18 protein-coding genes are annotated in these 18,729 nt (G+C 28.1%); 11 read left to right on the top strand and 7 right to left on the bottom strand.

Translation table 11 applies throughout. The features are described from left to right. The first annotated feature begins 125 nt into the window (after window positions 1-125). From HUJ77_RS01550 to HUJ77_RS01540, 3 genes are all read left to right on the top strand, one after another. A complete protein-coding gene (locus HUJ77_RS01550) occupies window positions 126-2,063 on the top strand; it encodes an FAD-dependent oxidoreductase (RefSeq protein WP_291706809.1) in 1,938 nt (645 codons plus the stop codon). Between the two features lie 147 nt (window positions 2,064-2,210). Then, window positions 2,211-2,855: a pentapeptide repeat-containing protein gene (locus HUJ77_RS01545; protein ID WP_291706808.1), complete on the top strand. Its 645-nt coding sequence runs from the start codon at window positions 2,211-2,213 to the stop codon at window positions 2,853-2,855. 155 nt (window positions 2,856-3,010) lie between these two features. Beyond that, window positions 3,011-4,735, top strand: coding sequence for a PAS domain-containing sensor histidine kinase (locus HUJ77_RS01540; RefSeq protein ID WP_291706807.1), 1,725 nt, complete (start codon window positions 3,011-3,013; stop codon window positions 4,733-4,735). Window positions 4,736-4,806: 71 nt separating this feature from the next. Here HUJ77_RS01540 and HUJ77_RS01535 read toward each other — a convergent pair whose 3' ends face one another. Continuing rightward, the gene (locus HUJ77_RS01535) at window positions 4,807-6,168 is read right to left on the bottom strand and encodes a YjiH family protein (RefSeq protein WP_291706806.1); all 1,362 of its coding nucleotides are present in this window, start codon (window positions 6,166-6,168) and stop codon (window positions 4,807-4,809) included. Between the two features lie 184 nt (window positions 6,169-6,352). Between HUJ77_RS01535 and HUJ77_RS01530 the strand changes: the two genes are divergently transcribed. The 3 genes from HUJ77_RS01530 to HUJ77_RS01520 all read left to right on the top strand — a co-directional run bounded on the left by HUJ77_RS01530 (window position 6,353) and on the right by HUJ77_RS01520 (window position 9,574). Further along, on the top strand, window positions 6,353-7,420 hold the full coding sequence (locus HUJ77_RS01530) for an AI-2E family transporter (RefSeq protein ID WP_291706805.1): 1,068 nt from the start codon (window positions 6,353-6,355) through the stop codon (window positions 7,418-7,420). An 83-nt stretch (window positions 7,421-7,503) separates the two neighbouring features. After that, a complete protein-coding gene (proB, locus tag HUJ77_RS01525; protein ID WP_291706804.1) occupies window positions 7,504-8,313 on the top strand; it encodes a glutamate 5-kinase in 810 nt (269 codons plus the stop codon). Between the two features lie 25 nt (window positions 8,314-8,338). Next, window positions 8,339-9,574 (top strand): glutamate-5-semialdehyde dehydrogenase, encoded by a 1,236-nt coding sequence (locus HUJ77_RS01520; protein ID WP_291706844.1) that lies wholly within the window; start codon window positions 8,339-8,341, stop codon window positions 9,572-9,574. Window positions 9,575-9,798: 224 nt separating this feature from the next. Here the strand turns inward: HUJ77_RS01520 and HUJ77_RS01515 are convergent, their stop codons facing one another. Then, a complete protein-coding gene (locus HUJ77_RS01515; RefSeq protein WP_291706803.1) occupies window positions 9,799-10,695 on the bottom strand; it encodes a hypothetical protein in 897 nt (298 codons plus the stop codon). Window positions 10,696-10,926: 231 nt separating this feature from the next. Further along, the gene (locus tag HUJ77_RS01510; RefSeq protein ID WP_291706802.1) at window positions 10,927-11,178 is read right to left on the bottom strand and encodes a kinase to dihydroxyacetone kinase; all 252 of its coding nucleotides are present in this window, start codon (window positions 11,176-11,178) and stop codon (window positions 10,927-10,929) included. A gap of 183 nt (window positions 11,179-11,361) precedes the next feature. Here HUJ77_RS01510 and HUJ77_RS01505 point away from each other — a divergent pair, with 183 nt between their 5' ends. Together HUJ77_RS01505 and HUJ77_RS01500 are read left to right on the top strand one after the other, a co-directional pair. Further along, the gene (locus tag HUJ77_RS01505; protein ID WP_291706801.1) at window positions 11,362-11,826 is read left to right on the top strand and encodes a GNAT family N-acetyltransferase; all 465 of its coding nucleotides are present in this window, start codon (window positions 11,362-11,364) and stop codon (window positions 11,824-11,826) included. Window positions 11,827-11,840: 14 nt separating this feature from the next. Then, entirely contained in the window at window positions 11,841-12,530 is a 690-nt protein-coding gene (locus HUJ77_RS01500; protein WP_291706800.1) for an ElyC/SanA/YdcF family protein, read from the top strand. Between the two features lie 62 nt (window positions 12,531-12,592). Here HUJ77_RS01500 and HUJ77_RS01495 read toward each other — a convergent pair whose 3' ends face one another. Then, on the bottom strand, window positions 12,593-12,985 hold the full coding sequence (locus HUJ77_RS01495; protein WP_291706799.1) for a hypothetical protein: 393 nt from the start codon (window positions 12,983-12,985) through the stop codon (window positions 12,593-12,595). A gap of 16 nt (window positions 12,986-13,001) precedes the next feature. Next, on the bottom strand, window positions 13,002-13,334 hold the full coding sequence (locus HUJ77_RS01490; RefSeq protein ID WP_291706798.1) for a hypothetical protein: 333 nt from the start codon (window positions 13,332-13,334) through the stop codon (window positions 13,002-13,004). A 298-nt stretch (window positions 13,335-13,632) separates the two neighbouring features. On the opposite strand from HUJ77_RS01490, the gene HUJ77_RS01485 reads away from it, so the two are divergent. From HUJ77_RS01485 to HUJ77_RS01475, 3 genes are all read left to right on the top strand, one after another. Beyond that, window positions 13,633-15,024, top strand: a complete 1,392-nt coding sequence (locus HUJ77_RS01485) for an NCS2 family permease (RefSeq protein ID WP_291706797.1) — start codon at window positions 13,633-13,635, stop codon at window positions 15,022-15,024. 201 nt (window positions 15,025-15,225) lie between these two features. After that, a complete protein-coding gene (locus HUJ77_RS01480; protein ID WP_291706796.1) occupies window positions 15,226-16,011 on the top strand; it encodes an SDR family oxidoreductase in 786 nt (261 codons plus the stop codon). Window positions 16,012-16,020: 9 nt separating this feature from the next. After that, entirely contained in the window at window positions 16,021-16,302 is a 282-nt protein-coding gene (locus tag HUJ77_RS01475; RefSeq protein ID WP_291706795.1) for a hypothetical protein, read from the top strand. A 212-nt stretch (window positions 16,303-16,514) separates the two neighbouring features. Here HUJ77_RS01475 and HUJ77_RS01470 read toward each other — a convergent pair whose 3' ends face one another. After that, complete coding sequence (locus tag HUJ77_RS01470; RefSeq protein ID WP_291706794.1) at window positions 16,515-17,702, bottom strand: ABC transporter permease; 1,188 nt, start codon at window positions 17,700-17,702, stop codon at window positions 16,515-16,517. After that, the gene (locus tag HUJ77_RS01465; protein WP_291706793.1) at window positions 17,695-18,426 is read right to left on the bottom strand and encodes an ATP-binding cassette domain-containing protein; all 732 of its coding nucleotides are present in this window, start codon (window positions 18,424-18,426) and stop codon (window positions 17,695-17,697) included. Before HUJ77_RS01465 ends, HUJ77_RS01470 begins: the two co-directional genes overlap by 8 nt. Between the last annotated feature and the right edge of the window lie 303 nt (window positions 18,427-18,729).

Genomic DNA, 18,729 nt, shown 5'->3' with positions numbered 1-18,729 from the left:
GGGCATTTTTTATTTTTTTAATAAATTAAAACAAAGTGTTTGAAACATATTGATTTATTTTTAACAAAGAAATATAATATATATATAAAAGGTACATTAAAATTTATATTTTTGGAGGTAATAAAATGGCTTTTGAGAATGTTTTTAGTCCAATTAAAATTAGAGGAATGGAAATGAGAAATCGTGTTATTTTCCCAGCTATGGGTACTAAAATGGCTGGCAAGGGTAAGGAAGTAACAGATCAAATTATAAATTATCATGTTGCAAGATCAAATGGTGGAAATGGTTTAAACTTTACAGAAGTTTGTTCAGTTTATGACAAAGCTGCACCAAAAAGCTTTTTAGCAATTTCAGATGATAAATATATACCAGGCCTAAAAAAGCTAGTTGATGCAATTCATGTAGGTGGTGCAAAGGCTGGAATACAATTATGGTTAGGTGGATCAGCTGTTTTATTTGGAGATCCTACTTCAATGGTAGTAGTACCAAGTGAGTTTAAAGTTACTGAAAATTATACAGTGCCAGGAGCTAGTAAGGAAATTATTGAAGAATCTATTAAAGCTTTTGGAGATGCAGCTAAGCGTGCAGTTGAAGCTGGTTTTGATGCAATAGAATTCCATGCAGGGCATAACTACACACCACATTCATTTTTAAGTAAAGCATTTAATAAAAGAACAGATGAATATGGTGGAAGTTTAGAAAATAGAGCTAGATTTTTATTAGAATGTATAAAGGCAATTAGAGATAATGTTCCAGAGGACATGCCTTTATTTATGAGAATAGATGCTCATGATGATTATGTAAAAGATGGACTTACTATAGAAGATGTTATCCAATTTTGTAAGTGGGCTAAAGAAGCAGGTGTAGATGCATTAGATGTATCTCGTGGAAATTTCTCAAGTGCAGCTATAAAATTTGAAGTACCTCCAGTAGATTTACCAAGAGGATTTAATGTAGATAATGCAGCAAGAATTAAAAAGGAAACAGGAATGTTAACTGTGGCTGTTGGAAGAATTAATGATCCAGAGCAAGCAGATGAAATAATAAAGAGTGGAAAAGCTGATATGGTAGTTATCGGTAGAGCACAATTAGCAGATCCAGAATTCTGTAATAAAGCTATGAATGGAAATGAAAAAGATATAGTACGTTGTGTAGGATGTAATCAAGGATGTTATGATGGATTCTCATCACCAGATGTACCTTTCATAACTTGTTTAAGAAATCCAGCATTAGGAAGAGAAGATGAATTTAAATTAGAAAAAACAAATAATCCTAAAAAAGTGTTAATAGTAGGTGGGGGAGTTGCAGGACTTCAAGCTGCTATAGAATTAAAGGATAGAGGGCATAATCCAATATTATGTGAAGCTTCTAATTCCTTAGGTGGACAATTTATTTTAGCAGGAGCTGCTCCAAGAAAAGAAGAAATGAAAGATGCTGCTATCTCTATGGGAGATATTGCAAAAAGAAAAGGAGTAGATATAAGACTTTCAACTCCTGTTACAGCAGATGTGATTAAAGACATAAATCCAGATGAAGTTATAATAGCTGCTGGTGCAGAACCAATGAAGCTTAGAGTTCCAGGAGCTGATTTATCACATGTAACTAATTCTCATGAAATACTTGCAGGTACTTCAATGGTAACAGGAGAAGTAATAGTTATAGGTGGAGGCTTAGTTGGATTAGAAGTTGCTGAATACTTATCAGGAAAAGTTAATAACATAACTGTAGTAGAAATGCTTAATGAAGTAGCAAAAGATTTAGGGCAATTAAGAAAAATTTGCGTTATGGAAAGTCTATATCATGAAAGGGTAAAAACTATAACTGAAGCAAAATGTATTGAAATAAAGGAAAAATCAATAATAATAGAGAAAAATGGTAATATTGAAGAAATTCCTTGTGATTCAGTAGTAGTTGCAATAGGAGCTAAATCTCGTGACTTTAGTGAACTTTCTAATTACTGTGAAGAAAAAAATATAGCATACCATGTAATAGGGGATGCAGTTAGAGCTCGTAGAGCATTAAATAGTATTGAAGAAGCAGTAAATGTAGCAAGACAAATATAATAAATATAAAAAAGAAAATATATTGAATATAAGTAGGAGCTGTGTAAGAAAATTATACAACTCTTATTTTTTTGAAATAATTTATAGTAGGGTATAATATTTATAATATAATTATTATAAATAAATATAAAAGATAGAGGATAGTATATGGCAAAGTTATATAAAATTCAAAAGCCTAAGTTTATAGATGAACTTGAGGAAGTAAATAAAGTAGAAGAGGAAATAGCTAATTTTGAAAAGCTACAAAACAAATTAATTGAAGATATAGATATAGACTACTTACAAGAGAGAACTCTAACTATAGATTCTTGTAGATTTAGAAATGTTATATTTAACGAATGCTCATTACAAAATATAGATTTATTAGATTCAGCCTTTGAAAATTGTGATTTATCTAATATAGATTTTAGTGGTGGAAGTATTCATAGAGTAGAATTTATTAATTGCAAGCTACTTGGAGCTAGATTTGATGAATGTAATATAAAAGAAGTAGTATTTAATAATTCTATAGGGAAATATATAAACTTTTCTTTTTCAAAGCTTAAGAATATAGCCATTGATGAATGTAATTTTTCAGAGGGAATATTCCAACAAACAAAGTTAGATAAAGTAACTTTTAATGAAACAAACTTAACTAATGCTTATTTTAATAAAACTAACTTAAATAAAATAGATTTCACAACTTGCGATATAACAGGAATAGATACTGAGATAGAAAATTTAGCAGGAGTTATAGTTAATACTATGCAAGCTTTAGATTTAACAAGACTTATGAAAATAATTGTGAAATAATTGTAAAAAATTGGACCCCTGGGGTCCAATTTTTTATTAAAAACATCAGTAAAGTATTAATATGTTAAGGTTATGGGTGAACTATTAGATTATTGAAAATTAACTTTTTTTATAGTATCATAGTGCTATTATATTAAATCTAAGGAGGAAATATAGTGACTGAAAACCATGATAAATCAGTTAGAAATTATAGTATAGAAGATTTAGAAGCTATGTTAGATAAATTACCTTATCCAATATGGTTAAAGGATAAGGATGGAAAGCATATATATGTAAATAAGTTATTTGCTGATAGTGTAGGTTTACATAAGGAAGACATAATAGGAAAATCGGATTATGATTTTAGAGATGCTAATCTTGCAAAAGAGTGTGTATATACAGATAAAAAATTACTAGATAATAAGAAGGATATGTATAATTTAGAGCATATCAAAATAGATGGACAAGATATATGGCATAAGGTACATAAATTCATAATTGATAGAGATAATGGTAAAGAAGAGATTATAGGAGGTATAGCTGAAGACATAAGTTTAGCAAAAAATCTACAAATTGAAATAGAAAGTAATCTCTTAAAGTATTTAGACCAAAACAAAGAAGAGTTTAAGAATAATTTATATTCTATATTAAAGATCTTTAAAAAAACTTTGAATTGTGAAAATATACATATATTTTTGTATGATAAGGATGAAAAATCTTTTAAACTATATATAAGTGAAAATGAAAAAGAGATTAAATTTTATAAAAAGAAAATATATATATCTGAAGAAATGGAAAATAAATTATGCTTAAATGATTTTGATATAGATAATAGCATGGATATATATAGTAAAATACTTGGGCTTGAAAAATTTAACAAAGATATTAAGCAAGAAAATTTAAAGATTAAGCATATAAGTTTAGCAGACAAGTTATTTGGATTAGTTTGTATATCATTTAATAAAAGTATAGATAGTTTTTCTATAGATGAGGCATATTTAGAAGTAATTCTAAATAAAATATGTATTATAATGAAGCAAATAGAAAATAACGGAGAAATATCAGATATAAAGCAGAAAAAAGAAGAATTAGAAGCTATAATAAAATTAGAGTCTATAATTACAGATTTTTTTGATAACGTATCTCATGAATTTAGAACACCAATTAACATAATACTTTCAATTGTACAGTTATTAATGTCATATCCAGAGGACTTTAATATAAGCTTTAATAATAAAAAATATAAAGAATACTTAAATATTTTAAAACAAAATTCATATAGATTAATACGATTAGTTAATAATATTATAGATACAGCAAAAATAAGTAATAATTTTTATGATTTGAAATTAGAAAATCATAATATTATTACATTAATAGAAGATATAACTATGTCTGTGGTAAGATGTGTAAATGAAAAAAATCGAAATATAATTTTCGATACAGATGAAGAAGAAGTGATTTTAGCCTGCGATGCAGAAAAGATTGAACGTATTATTTTGAATTTAATATCCAATGCAATTAAATTTTCAGATTGTAATACAGATATAGAAATAAATATAAATACAAGGTTAGATATAAATAAGGTATTTGTATCTATTAAAAATTATGGGGAAACTATAGATGAAGATAATAAGGAGCTAATTTTTAAAAAGTTTACTCAAGTAGATGACTTATTTGTTAGAAAGAATGAAGGCAGTGGAATAGGATTATTTTTAGTTAAGAATTTTGTGGAAATGCATAATGGTAAAATATATGTAGATGATGTAGAGGACGCTACTCAGATAACCTTTTATTTACCTATAGAAGTTATAGAAGGCGGAGACATATATAATGAAGTTATTGATGAAAATAAAATTATAGAGAAGTGCAATATTGAATTTTCTGATATATATACATAATAAGTAGAATATATACTATTTATAAAATTAAATTATAAAAAAATTGGGCTATTTACGCCCAATTTTTTCTATTAAAAGATAATGTTGGATATAAGAACTATTACAGGTAAAGTAATTAAAGTTCTTTCTATAAATATTATGATTAATTGTTTTAATGATATAGGAATTTTTGATCCAAGTAAAACTCCACCAACTTCAGACATATAAATTAATTGAGAAACCGAAGTACAAGCTACTATAAATTTAGTCATATCACTAGTTATAGAGTTAGCAGCTAAAACTGATGGAAGTAGCATATCTGCAAACCCAACAACTAAGGTTTGAGATGCTGATATAGCTTCTGGAACATTAAGTAGCTTTAAATAAGGAATAAAAGGTAAACCTAATATTTGAAATATAGAAGTATATTCAGCTATTATTAGTGCTATAGTAGCAAGGGCCATAACTACAGGAAGTACACCTAGCCACATATCTAAAACATTCTTAGTACCATCAATTAAAAAGGCCTTAGCCCCAGGGTTTTTTTCAGCTTTATTTAGAGCCTTTTTATATCCCCAAGAAAGAGAAGTATGCCCATGAGGGATAGTCTCATCATCCTTTTTCATTTTATTATCATAATAATGGTTTGGAATTTTACGCAATGGGTATATTCTTGGAAGAATCATTGCAGCTACTATTCCAGATAGTGTTACAGTTAAATAAAATGGAATAAATAAGTGAGATAAACCAACGGTATCTATTACAATTAAGCTAAAAGTTATTGAAACAGCAGAAAAAGTTGTACTTATAACAGCAGCTTCTCTTTTAGAATAAAATCCTTCCTCATATTGCTTATTAGTTAATAATATTCCTAAAGTCCCATCACCAAGCCATGAAGTAATACAATCAATTGATGAACGTCCAGGTAATGTAAATATAGGTCTCATAACTTTAGTAAGAAGTGAACCAAAAAATTCTAATAGCCCAAAGTTAAGTAATAATGGCAATAATAATCCTGCAAAAAGGAAAATAGTAAATAAAATTGTAAGTAAATCATTTAACACAAAGGTTCCAGTTCCAGCATTTGTTATTATTTCAGGACCGAAATTAAATAACGCTAGAACACAAAATACAGCTCCTAAAATTCTAGCTATAAACCAAACTGTACTTACATTAAATAAAGTATTTAGAAAGTTATTTTTAATTATGAAGTCTGGTTTGAATACCTTAGTTATTATACTAAATATTGCAGATATACAAACTGTTAAAGTAATAATTGAAGTTAAATATCCTTCCAATGAAGATGCAAGGTACTTTGACATTAATGCTACTGGTATAGTAATTTCTCCATTAAACTTAATAGGTATCATAAATAAAAGCATCCCTATTAAAGAAGGAATAATAAAAATAAGAGAATTTTTAATAGAAATCTCATAATTAGTTATATTTTTCATCTCAGTCTCCTTTATATGAAATAATTAATATTTATACACAAGAAATTATTTTAATACATATTTAATCTAAAAATCAATATATTTTTATACAAAAATAACTAAAATTTATACAAAAATATTATGTTAATATTTTCTTCTAATAAGGATAAACTAAATTTAATAATTAACTAAGGGAGAATTTACTATGAGTAAAAAAAGCGTAATTACATATTTAGTTATTTTAAATTTATTTGCCATATTAATAATATTATTAAGTAATGTTTATATAATAAAAAAATTTGTTAGTGTAATATTTTCAGTAGTAATCATACCAATAATATTTGGAGTATTTTTATTTTATATACTAAAACCATTAAACAAATTATTTATACAAAAGAGAATGAATAAAGGAATGGCAGCAGCCTTAACAATATTTATTTTTTTCTTTATAATGGCAGGAATAGGTAAATATTTTGGAGATTATTTTATAGAGCAATTTATAAGTGTTAAATCTATATTTTTAAAAATAATAGAATCAAGAAGTGATACAGAAAATATAGGAAGTATGGTAAAAAGAAGTGTCTTAAATATTGATTATTATAATAAGTTTTTAGGAGATATACAAAACTACATAGTTTTATTATCTACTAATATAAGAAAACTTTTTAATAAAGGCATTCAATTATTTTCTGATATATTATTAGTAATTTTAATAGCTTTTTATTTACTTAAGGATGAGGAAAATATAAAAGAAGCATTAATAAAAGCATTTCCTAGGAAATATAAAGATAAGGCTAAAGCTATAGTTACAGAGGGTGATGAGGTTCTATCAACATATATAATAGGTCAAGCAAAAGTTGCCTTATCACTAGCTGTAATGATATTTATTGGATATAAAATCATAGGAATGATAAATCCATTACTTTTAGCTTCAGTAACTTTTATATTAGCTTTTATACCCTTTATTGGCTTCTTTATATCCTTAATACTTCCATATATAATTGCTATAGCTTTAGGATGGAACATGATTTTAAAACTATCAATATTAGTATTAGTAGCACAAACTCTTAAGGGGAGAATAATAGTGCCTTTAATTATGGGAAAGACTATGAAAATACATCCTATAACAGATATTTTTTTAGTTGTAGGAGCTGCTACACTTATTGGTCCTATTGGAGCTTTTGTTATAGTACCAATTTATTCTTTAGCTAAAGTTATTTACAAGTATTTTAATAAAGAATTAGATGAAAAAATAAGAGAGTTTAAAGAATAGTAAATTTTATGTATATTTTATGTGGAAAAAATATTTAATAATATTTATAATTAAATCAAGAAATAATTAGGGGGATCGGTAGAATGGATAATAGGCAAAAAATAAAAGAAGCCAATAGGATAGTAGTAAAAGTAGGAACTTCCACACTAACATATGAAAACGGAAATATAAATTTAACTAGAATAGAGAAGCTAACAAGAATACTATCAGATATTATGAATTCAGGTAAAGAGATTATTTTAGTTACTTCAGGAGCTATAGGTGTTGGGGTATCTAAACTAAAGTTAAAGGAAAAGCCTAAAACTATAAGAGAAAAACAAGCGGTTGCAGCAGTTGGACAATGTGAGCTTATGCATATATATAGTAAGTTTTTCGCAGAGTATAGTCATACAGTTGGGCAGGTACTTTTAACTAGAGATGTAGTTGAAGATGATCATATAAGAAATAATGTTTGTAATACCTTTGAAACATTAATTGAAAATAGAATAATACCTATTGTTAATGAGAATGATACAGTATCTATAGATGAGATAGAAAATATAGTGAGATTTGGTGATAATGATAATTTATCAGCTATAGTTGCGAAGCTAGTTAATGCTGATTTATTAATAATATTATCTGATATAGATGGCTTTTATGATTCAGATCCTAGAAAAAATGAAGATTCAGAGCTTATAAGAGAAATAATGCAAATAACACCAGAACTTGAAGAGTGTTGTGGAGGGGCAGGAAGCAATTTAGGAACTGGCGGAATGATAACTAAATTAACTGCTGCAAGAACAGCAACGGAAGCTGGAGTACATATGGTTTTAGCAAATGGAGAAAACCCAAAATTATTATTAAATATATTAAATGGGGAAGAAATAGGAACATTATTTATTTCAAATAAATAAGGGGGCGTTTTAAGTGATATTAGATATAAAGGAATTAGGAAAAAATGCTAAAGAAGCTTCTTACGATTTAGGAATAGCATCTACAACAGAAAAAAATAATGCATTAGAATTAATGGCAAAAGCTTTAATAGATAATACAGAAGAAATTATAAAAGAAAATGAAAAAGACTTAAATATAGCAATTGAAAAGGGCACTTCAAAGGCTATGTTGGATAGACTTTCCCTAAATGAAGATAGAATAAAAGATATGGCAAAGGGATTAAGAGATCTTATTGCATTAGATGATCCAATTGGTGAAGTTATAGAAATGTGGAAAAGACCTAATGGAATCCAAATAGGAAAGCAAAGAGTTCCAATGGGAGTAATCGGAATAATATATGAAGCTAGACCAAATGTAACTTGCGATGCTGCAGGTCTTTGCTTAAAAACAGGAAATGCTGTAATTTTAAAAGGTGGAAGTGATGCTATAAATTCTAACAAAGCCATCACTAAAGTATTAAGAGAAGCCTTAGCAAAATCTGATTTACCTAAAGATTCAATTCAGTTAGTTGAAGATACTAGTAGAGAAACTGCAACTAAGATGATGAAGCTTAATGAATATATAGATGTTTTAATTCCAAGAGGTGGGGCAGGATTAATACAAGCTGTAGTTAAAAATGCTACTGTTCCTGTAATTGAAACAGGAGTTGGAAACTGCCATATTTATGTAGATGAAGCTTGTGATTTTGAGATGGCTAAAAATATAATTATTAATGCAAAAACTTCAAGGCCATCAGTATGTAATGCAGCAGAAAAAATGCTTATAAATGAAAAAATAGCAAAAGACTTTTTACCAATTATAATTAAGGAATTAAGAGAGAAAGATGTAGAAATAAGAGGGGATGAAAAAGTAAAAGCTATAATACCTGATGTTTTACCAGCTACTGAAGAAGATTGGAGCAAGGAATACTTAGACTATATAATAGGAGCTAAAGTAGTTAAAGATGTAAATGAAGCTATCACTCATATTAATAAATATGGTTCTGGACATTCAGAAGCCATTGTAACTGATAGTTATAAGAATTCTCAAAAATTCTTAAGCAAGGTAAATGCAGCGGCAGTTTATGTTAATGCATCAACAAGATTTACAGATGGCGGAGAATTTGGCTTTGGAGCAGAAATAGGAATAAGTACACAAAAGCTTCATGCAAGAGGTCCAATGGGTCTTAAAGAACTTACTACTATTAAATATATAATCTATGGAAATGGACAAATAAGATAGGGCATAAAGTATAGTGAATAGATGATAGTGAATAACTAAGAGATAATAGAGAAGGACTAAGATAGGTAATAGTGAAGAGAGAAGAGTGAATAGTTTATGAAAAAACTCAAGAGAGTTTTAAAATTAAATAAACTATTCACTCTTACTTTTTTAAAATTTTTATTTGACTTGTTTAGGTTTTATTCTATTATTAGAATTATTTATTTCTTTTCTTTATAATGACTTTAAAAGGTTACTGATGATACAAAACATAAATTAACTGCAGATCCCTTATCTGAAGGTGCTCCTATTAATGCTAAAGCAGCTCCAGTAGCTAAAACGATATCGTTACCAGATATAGCATTATTTCTATTAGTATCAATATTAGAAACCTCCATAGAAACATTATAGTTAAATAGCTTTCTTATCTCTTCTTGGCAACAGTTTTTACAGGAATCTGGAATTGAGTTTATAGTATTATCTAATAAAAGTCTTAATGCATCTGGTACCATGTCTGAAGACTCATCAATTAAACTAGCACTTTTTATAACTTCTATCTGACAAATGGATACAATTACGCCATCTGAAAGTTCTACCAAAAGAGCTGTAGATGGATCAGTTGCATCAGGATAGAATCTTACTATACTTACATCAGTATCTGCTGGTTGAGTTGCTATGGTTTCTATTCTTATATCATCGGCAGAAACACTTTCTAAATATCCTAGTATTGCTCTTAAACCAGCTAAGCAGCATTCGCATCCACCGCCACCAGGAGGACCAGGAGGGCCTTGATCACCCGGAGGGCCTTGATCGCCAGGAGGACCTTGATCGCCAGGAGGGCCTTGATCACCCGGAGGGCCTTGATCGCCAGGAAGACCTTGATCGCCAGGAGGACCTTGATCACCAGGAGGACCTTGATCGCCAGGAGGGCCAGGGGGACCTTGAATACCAGGAATATTAGGACAACAATTATCAAAACATGAACATTTATTCCTTGGAAAATCTTCATATCTATCTATCATACAGTCATCATCTTCTGTGTAGTAATTTGGATTATTATTGTTGATGCGGCGCCAAAAAGTATATTTTAGACCATCAAACCAGTACTCAATTGTTATAGAAGAACTTGCACGTTTAATCATAAACCTCCTACTCATAGAATATATAATTCATATGTTATTGATATGCTATTAATATATTCTTAAGAAGGGTAATAGTTCAATGTTTGATATGTTTATTTATAATGATAAAATAAAGAAATGATTAATTAAAGTTATAGATAATAGAGAAGAGTGAATAGTTTATGAAAAAACTCAAGAGGAGTTTTAAAATAAAACAACTATTCACTCTTACTTTTTATCTATTCACTAACCTTAGCCTTGTAGTCCATTTTCTTGACGTTCCATATTTTCAATAACTACATCATAAATATCTCCAAGTGAAGAACAATATTCAAGAAGCTTCCATGGAGTATTAGTGTGGAAATGAACTTTTATTAAATCTTCATCACCAACTGCTAATAAGCAATCACCTTCTATATTTTTAGTTATATATTCATTGATGTCATCTTCTGATAAGTTCTGCCCTTCAATTAATAATTGAGTATCAAATTTAAACTCAAGCATACTTTTTTCTCCTTTTAAATTATAAATATAGTGTTATATTAAAACACCATATTAGATTCTTATGAATTGAGTATAGCATACTTTGAAAAAATATATAGCTTGATTTCACTTATTTATGGAAAATATAAAATAACAATATTATAATTATGATTATAAAAGCTTAATAATTGAAAGGGGCATTATATGAAGAGTAAATATAAATTTAGTTGTAAGATTTTTAAAAAGCTTAATATAAATGAATTATATGAAATAGTTAAATCTAGATATGAAGTATTTGTTTGTGAACAAGAAATAACTAGTGAAAATGATTTTGATGATAAGGATAAAGAATGTATTCATTTATTTGCTATGGATGATGAAGGAAAAAAGGTAATAGGATATTGTAGATTATTACCACCGGGACTTGCTTATGAAGAAGCATCCATAGGTAGGGTTTTAGTTTTAAAGGAATATAGAAATAAAGGCCTAGCAAAGGAAATGATGATTAGAGCAATAGAAGAAATAAAGAAGAATTATGACACTGATAGAATAACATTATCTGCTCAAAGCTATATTAAAAATTTATACATATCTGTTGGCTTTAAAGAGGTATCAGAGGAGTATGAAGAAGCAGGTATACCTCACGTAAAAATGAAATTTAGAATATAATATAAGGAGAATTTATGAGAAAGATTAAATTAAATAAGTGGGGGAAAAAGGTTATGGGAATATTTATATCTTTAATCGCAATAACTATATTAATCATAAGTATTGCCATTTCAACAGTAAGTAGTTATAAAAAGTATATTTATAATATTGAAGATATACCTAGTGGAAATGATTCAATAATAGTTCTTGGTGCTGGAGTTAGAGGGGATGGAACACCTTCTGATATTTTATCTGATAGACTAGAAACATCATTGGAAGTTTACAATGCTGAACTTGGTAAGACTTTTATTTTAAGTGGTGATCATGGTAGAGAAGAATATAATGAAGTTAGAGCTATGAAGGAATATATTATGAATGGTAATGTAGATGAAAAACTAATTTTCATGGACCATGCAGGCTTTAGTACCTATGATACCATGTATAGAGCTAAAGAAATTTTTAAAGTAGATAAAGCTGTTATAGTTACTAATGAATATCATCTTCCAAGAGCTTTATATATAGCAAGAAAGCTAGGAATAGATGCTTATGGTGTAAAATCTGATATAAGAGAATATCAGTTAATGGATAGCTATAAGAAGCGTGAACTTTTGGCTCAATTAAAGGATTTTACCTATGTAAATATTTTAAAGCCAGAACCTAAATTCTTAGGAGAAGCTATTCCTGTAAATAGTTCTGATGGACGAGTAACAGAAGACGAGAAGTAGAATGAAAGAATAAAGGCGCTGCCGCAACAGACCCTAATTAAAGGAGTTGCGACAGCACATTTTTATCTTATTACATCTTTATGAGTTAAACGAGTTGCAGAAAAATTTAATTCTCCATTTTCTTCAGTTATATCAATAAGAAGAGGCCTTATATCAGTTAAGGTTATATTTCCTTTAATAACAGAGTTATAATTTTCACCATTTAATGTGTAATTTAATATTAGATCTGATTTTTCCATAATTGGAGATGGATAAATTTCTTCGCTGATATCAGCGCTCATAGCATTAATAGTCCCTAATTTAATAGGATGTCCACCCATGCCAGTTCTTTCAATGGTAGCATTAACTAAATTATAAGGAGTATGATTCTTTATATAAAGAATAGTATTATGTCTATTAAAATCAGAACCCCAAATTAGTATAGGAATAGGAATCTTTTGAACTTCTCTTTTCATTATCAGACCTCCTAATTTAAATATTTTTTACAGATTTTCTTTCAGTAGTAAATATTAATTTGTTATCTTCTGATGTTATATTTATAATTATTGGACTGAGATCAGTAAGAAATATTTTATCATATAAGCTTAAGCTATAATTTTTTCCATTTAAGCTATAACTAAAAATTAATTCTGATCTTTCTCTTGCAGTTATGATGCACATTTCTTCCTCGGTTTTTCCCATTGATTTAATAGTTCTTAATTTAATAGGATGCCCACCATTACCATTATGCTGTATAGTACAGTTTTCTAAATCCACAGGTGAATTATTGTTTACATAAACTGATACATTATGAATGTTAAACATAATTAAAAGCCTCCTATTAGTACTTATTATATATATATATATTTTACCATTATCAAAGATTGTTGTAAATATATGGAATATGATTTGAAATTTTAGTTTATAAAACACAGATGATAACATTTGAAATAAATAGAGAATATTCGTATTTGCAGAATTTAAGGAATAAAATACTTAAGAAAAATTATAAATAACTAATTAAAATATTAATTTATAAAAAAAAATTAAAAATACATTGCTTAATGACGAATGAAATGTTAATATAACAATATAATATTCGATTATGAAAGAGGTATTTTTTATGGACAAGTTTTTTAAACTTAAAGAAAATGGCACAGATGTTAAAACCGAATTAATGGCGGGATTAACAACATTTCTAACAATGGCATATATCTTATTCGTAAATCCATCTATTTTATCATTAGCAGGTATGAATAAGAATTCTGTTTTTGTAGCTACTATTATTGCAGCAGCAATAGGAACTTTAATAATGGGATTAGTAGCTAATGTACCTTTTGCACAAGCTCCAGGAATGGGTTTAAATGCATTTTTCACTTTTACAGTAGTATTAGGTTTAGGATTTACATGGCAACAAGCATTAGCCATGGTATTTATTTGTGGAATTATTAATATAATTATTACCACTACTAAAATAAGAAAGATGATCATACAAGCTATCCCTCAATCACTTCAATATGCAATATCAGGTGGTATAGGATTATTTATTGCATTTCTAGGAATTAAACAAGCGCATTTTATTACCTTCACAGGTGAAGCTGCTAATCAAATTGCTGCATCAGAAGGTTCAACAATATTCAATAGTGTGAATTTAGCAATGACTAATTTTAAAGATCCAGTTGCTGTATTAGCACTAATAGGACTAGTAGTTACAATTGTATTAATGCTTCTTAATTTTAAGGGAGCAATTTTATTTGGAATTCTTATAACTACAGTTATTGGTATTTTCATGGGTGTAACACAAGTTCCTGATTTTTCACAAATTTCATTTGGAATTCCAAGTATAGCACCAACATTTTTCCAGTTAGATTTTGTAGGATTATTTAGTGATCCTTCTAAAATATCTCTTGTATTGATTACAATATTTGCATTCTCATTATCAGATACTTTTGATACAATAGGTACATTCTTAGGAACTGGAAGAAAGGCAGGGATATTTGATGAGAATGATGAAAAGTTATTTGAAAGTGAAAATAATTTCTCATCAAAATTAGAAAGAGCTTTATTTGCAGATGCAACAGCAACATCAATTGGAGCACTTTTAGGTACAAGTAATACAACCACTTATGTTGAAAGTGCAGCAGGAATTGGACAAGGTGGAAGAACTGGACTAACTTCTGTTACAGTAGCAGTATTATTCCTATTATCATTATTCATAGCACCAATAATGGGAATGGTACCATCAGCAGCAACAGCTCCAGCTTTAATAGTAGTAGGTGTCTTAATGATGGAATCCTTCAAGAATATTGATTGGGAGGATTTCGAAATAGCTCTACCAGCATTCTTTGTAGTAACATTTATGCCTTTCACAGGAAGTATTTCAAATGGTGTGGCAGCTGGCTTTATAACATATTGCTTAGTTAAAATAGTTAAAAAAGAAGCTAAGAATGTTCATCCAGTAATGTATATAGTAAGTGCATTATTCTTAATTAACTTTATAATAGGGGCATTGTAATTATAGATAATAAAATATAATTCTTAATAAGGTGAAATATCAACTTAAGATATTTCACCTATTTTTATTTTTAATAGATATTTATTAGAATATATCTAAATAAACTAATGATTATATAAAGTAATAATATTTATCTTTAAAGGACAATATGATATATTAAAAATTAAAGTTTATTATTAAAAAATAATTGGAGGAATTTTTATGGGTAAACCATATGGTAGGAGTTGCGTATTAATAACAGGAGCTACTACTGGTATAGGATATGAATTAGCTAAGCTATATGCAAAGGAAGAGAATAACTTAATTCTAGTTGCAAGAAATGAAGATAGGTTAAAAGAGGTAAAGGATGAATTAAGCCTATATAGTATTAATGTTTATACTATTGCTTTAGATTTATCTGGGGATAATTCTTGTGAAAAAATATTAGAATATGTGAATAAAAATAATTTGTCTGTGGATATTTTAATAAACAATGCAGGTATAGGTTCTTTTGGATATTTAAATGAAATAGATATGGAAAAGGAGCTTAAGTTAATTGATATAAATATTAGAGCATTAACAGAACTTACAAAAGTATTTTTACCAGCTATGCTTGAGCATGGAGAAGGCTTTATAATGAATGTGGCATCTACAGCTGCATTTTGTGCTGGACCAAAGATGGCAACATATTATGCTTCAAAGTCTTATGTATTGAATTTTACAGAAGCTTTATATGAAGAAGTAAAGGGGAAAAATATTAAAATAAGTTGTTTATGCCCTGGCCCTGTAAGAACAAATTTTCAAGAAAGGGCTGGTATAAAGAAAAAAGGGTTAGCTAAAAAAGCATTAATGACACCTAAGGAAGTTGCTAAAATTGCTTATAGAGATTTCAAAAAAGGAAAACTTATAATAATTCCTGGAGTTAGAAATAAGATATTTATAGCGTTTAATAAATTTATACCTAGAAGTTTATCTAGAAAAATAATATTTATGATGAACAAAGGTTAGGTGATACTATTGGAAGAAAATTTAAGGGATGATATTTTAGAACTATATGAAACTTTAATAGAAAGTGGAGTTACTTTTTATTATGGAAGTGAATCAATACCCACAGGAGAAGTAACAAGCTTTGATGTATTAGAGAATAATAATATTGAAATAGAATTAAATGACTTTGAAAGATATGAAATTAGTATTGAAGACTTTATAGATTATCATTCTAAAGAAGGAGCTAATTATCATACATGGCCTGATATTAGAAAGTTTGATTCCAAACTTTCTACAATGAACAATGCATAATGCGTAATTGATAATTAGGGAAAAAACTCCTTAGGAATTTTAAGAATAAATGAATGAAGCTTCACTTTTACTATTGCAAAAGTGAAATGAAAAAATGAAAAAAGGAAAAAAGGAATTCAGTTTGAGACTGAATTCCTTTTTTTTAATAATTCACCTAAGTGAATTATAACCTAAATTATGCATTAGTAACGTGCATTATGCATTGTGCATTATTAATTCCTAAAAATAACTTCTTCTTTTGAGAACATAAATTTAGCAAATATAATTGCAGCAATTATATAAACTATATGCCAACCTATAACTAAAGCTATGTGTTTAACATCGAATATTCCAACTGTGAACTCTTTCATTAAGCAAATTGCGTTGGTTACAGGGATATTAAAGAATATTGGATTTATTCCTTTTGCATCCATCATATATGGAATAAATGATAAAATCATAGTTGGCATTGTAATAGCAGCTAAGTATGAATTTGCTTCCTTAGTTGATCTTGCATAGATACTTACTGATATTTGTAATGCTGATAAGGCTACTAAAACTAAGCATCCTACCACTAACATACCAAGTATAGTGGATGGTGCTAAATTAAATTGTATTTCTCCATTTCCAAAGTTCATGAATCGTTGCATTGAAAATACCATAGCAGCCAAGTTTGCAATTAAGGCTATAAAGGATACTGTGCATAAGGCTGTTATTTTACCCCAAAGAAGAGAAGATCTTTTAGCTGAAGTTGAAAGTAATGGCTCAAAAGTGAATCTTTCTTTTTCACCTGCTCCTAAGTCAGCGGCCATACCAACAGTTGAAGATACCATTAATATTACTATAAGTGTTGGTATCATAGTAAGAAGCATAGATGCAACAGAGTCTACAGCTCCACTATCTTCACTTATTCCAGATTTAATATTAACTTCAAATGGCTTTAATATTGAAGGGTCAATACCGCTTGCAGATAATCTTTGTTCTACAATTGTGCCTTTATAATTTTCATAAATTTCATTAACCATACTACTAGCAATTATTGATTTATTAGATTCCTGGTCAATTAATATATCAATAGTATCATTTTTACCAGTAGCTATATTTTCATCAAAATTCTCTGGAATATTTATTATTAACTGAATATCTCCATTTTTTAGAGCTTCATTAGGGGAGTCAATTTCAGAAACTTTAATATTTTCTAATGATGTTATTACTTTTGCTATAGTAGAATCAGTATCACCATCTATATAGATATTAATTTCTTTTTCAACGTCAGTTACTGCCTTTTCCATTGAGGAAGACATAAATTTAAACATTAGAGGGTAAATAAGTATTGGAAGTATTAATGTAAATACTAATGTTTTTTTATCTCTAACAATATCTAATAATTCTTTCTTTAAAACAGTTATAAAGTTATTCATTAGTATGACCTCCTATAAGTGTTAGGAATGTTTCCTCTAAATCATTATTATTATATTTTTCTGCTAATTGTGGTAATGTGCAATTTTCTAGAAGTTTTCCCTTATTAATAATTACAACTCTATCGCATAGCTTTTCTACTTCCTTCATAGAGTGACTTGAGAATAATATAATCTTATTTTCTCTTTTACATTGTAGAATGAAGTCTTGTACAATTCTTGCAGCACTTACATCTAGTCCAGTTGTTGGTTCATCAAATAACATAACAGATGGATTATGAACTATAGATCTTGCAATAGAGATTTTTTGTTTCATACCTCTTGAATATTTTCCAACAGGTTTATTTATATAATCTTCCATTTCAAAACTTTTAGCCAATACATCTATTCTCTCATCAGCTTCCTTCTTGCTCATGCCATATAGGTTAGCAAAGTATCTTATGTTTTCTCTTCCAGTTAATCTATCGTATAAGCCTACATCACCTCCGAAAAGTATTCCAATTTCTTTTCTTACTTTTTCAGGAGTTGATTTTACATCTATGTCATTTACCTTAATATCTCCTGCTGATATTTCAAGCATTGTAGATATCATTCTTAAAGTTGTGGTTTTACCAGCACCGTTTTCACCAAGTAGACCAACTATTTCACCTTTATCTACTGAAAAGGATAAGTTATCAACTACAGTTACTTTTTTAAAGCTTTTGCTGACATTATTTAAATTAAGCATATGGTTCCTCCTTTTATATAATGGTAAAAAATATTTTTTTAAGAGTTATAATATACTATTTTACAATATTTAGGTGAAAAAATCAATAAATATTTGAATATTTTTACATATAGGTAAAATTATGAACTTAAAGTGAAAGATGAGCTATTAGAATAGTATATGAAAGAATATATAATTAGTTAAAGATAATAATTATCACAAAATATATGAATAATTTTAGGAAAAATAAACAGAACTTAGTATAAAAATAACACATTTATGAATAAATATTCATAAATGTGTTTTAAATTTTATTAAAATAAT

The organism is Clostridium sp. (assembly GCF_021443865.1).
GTDB lineage: Bacteria > Bacillota > Clostridia > Clostridiales > Clostridiaceae > Clostridium.
This window is presented reverse-complemented; position numbering and strand designations above follow the sequence as displayed.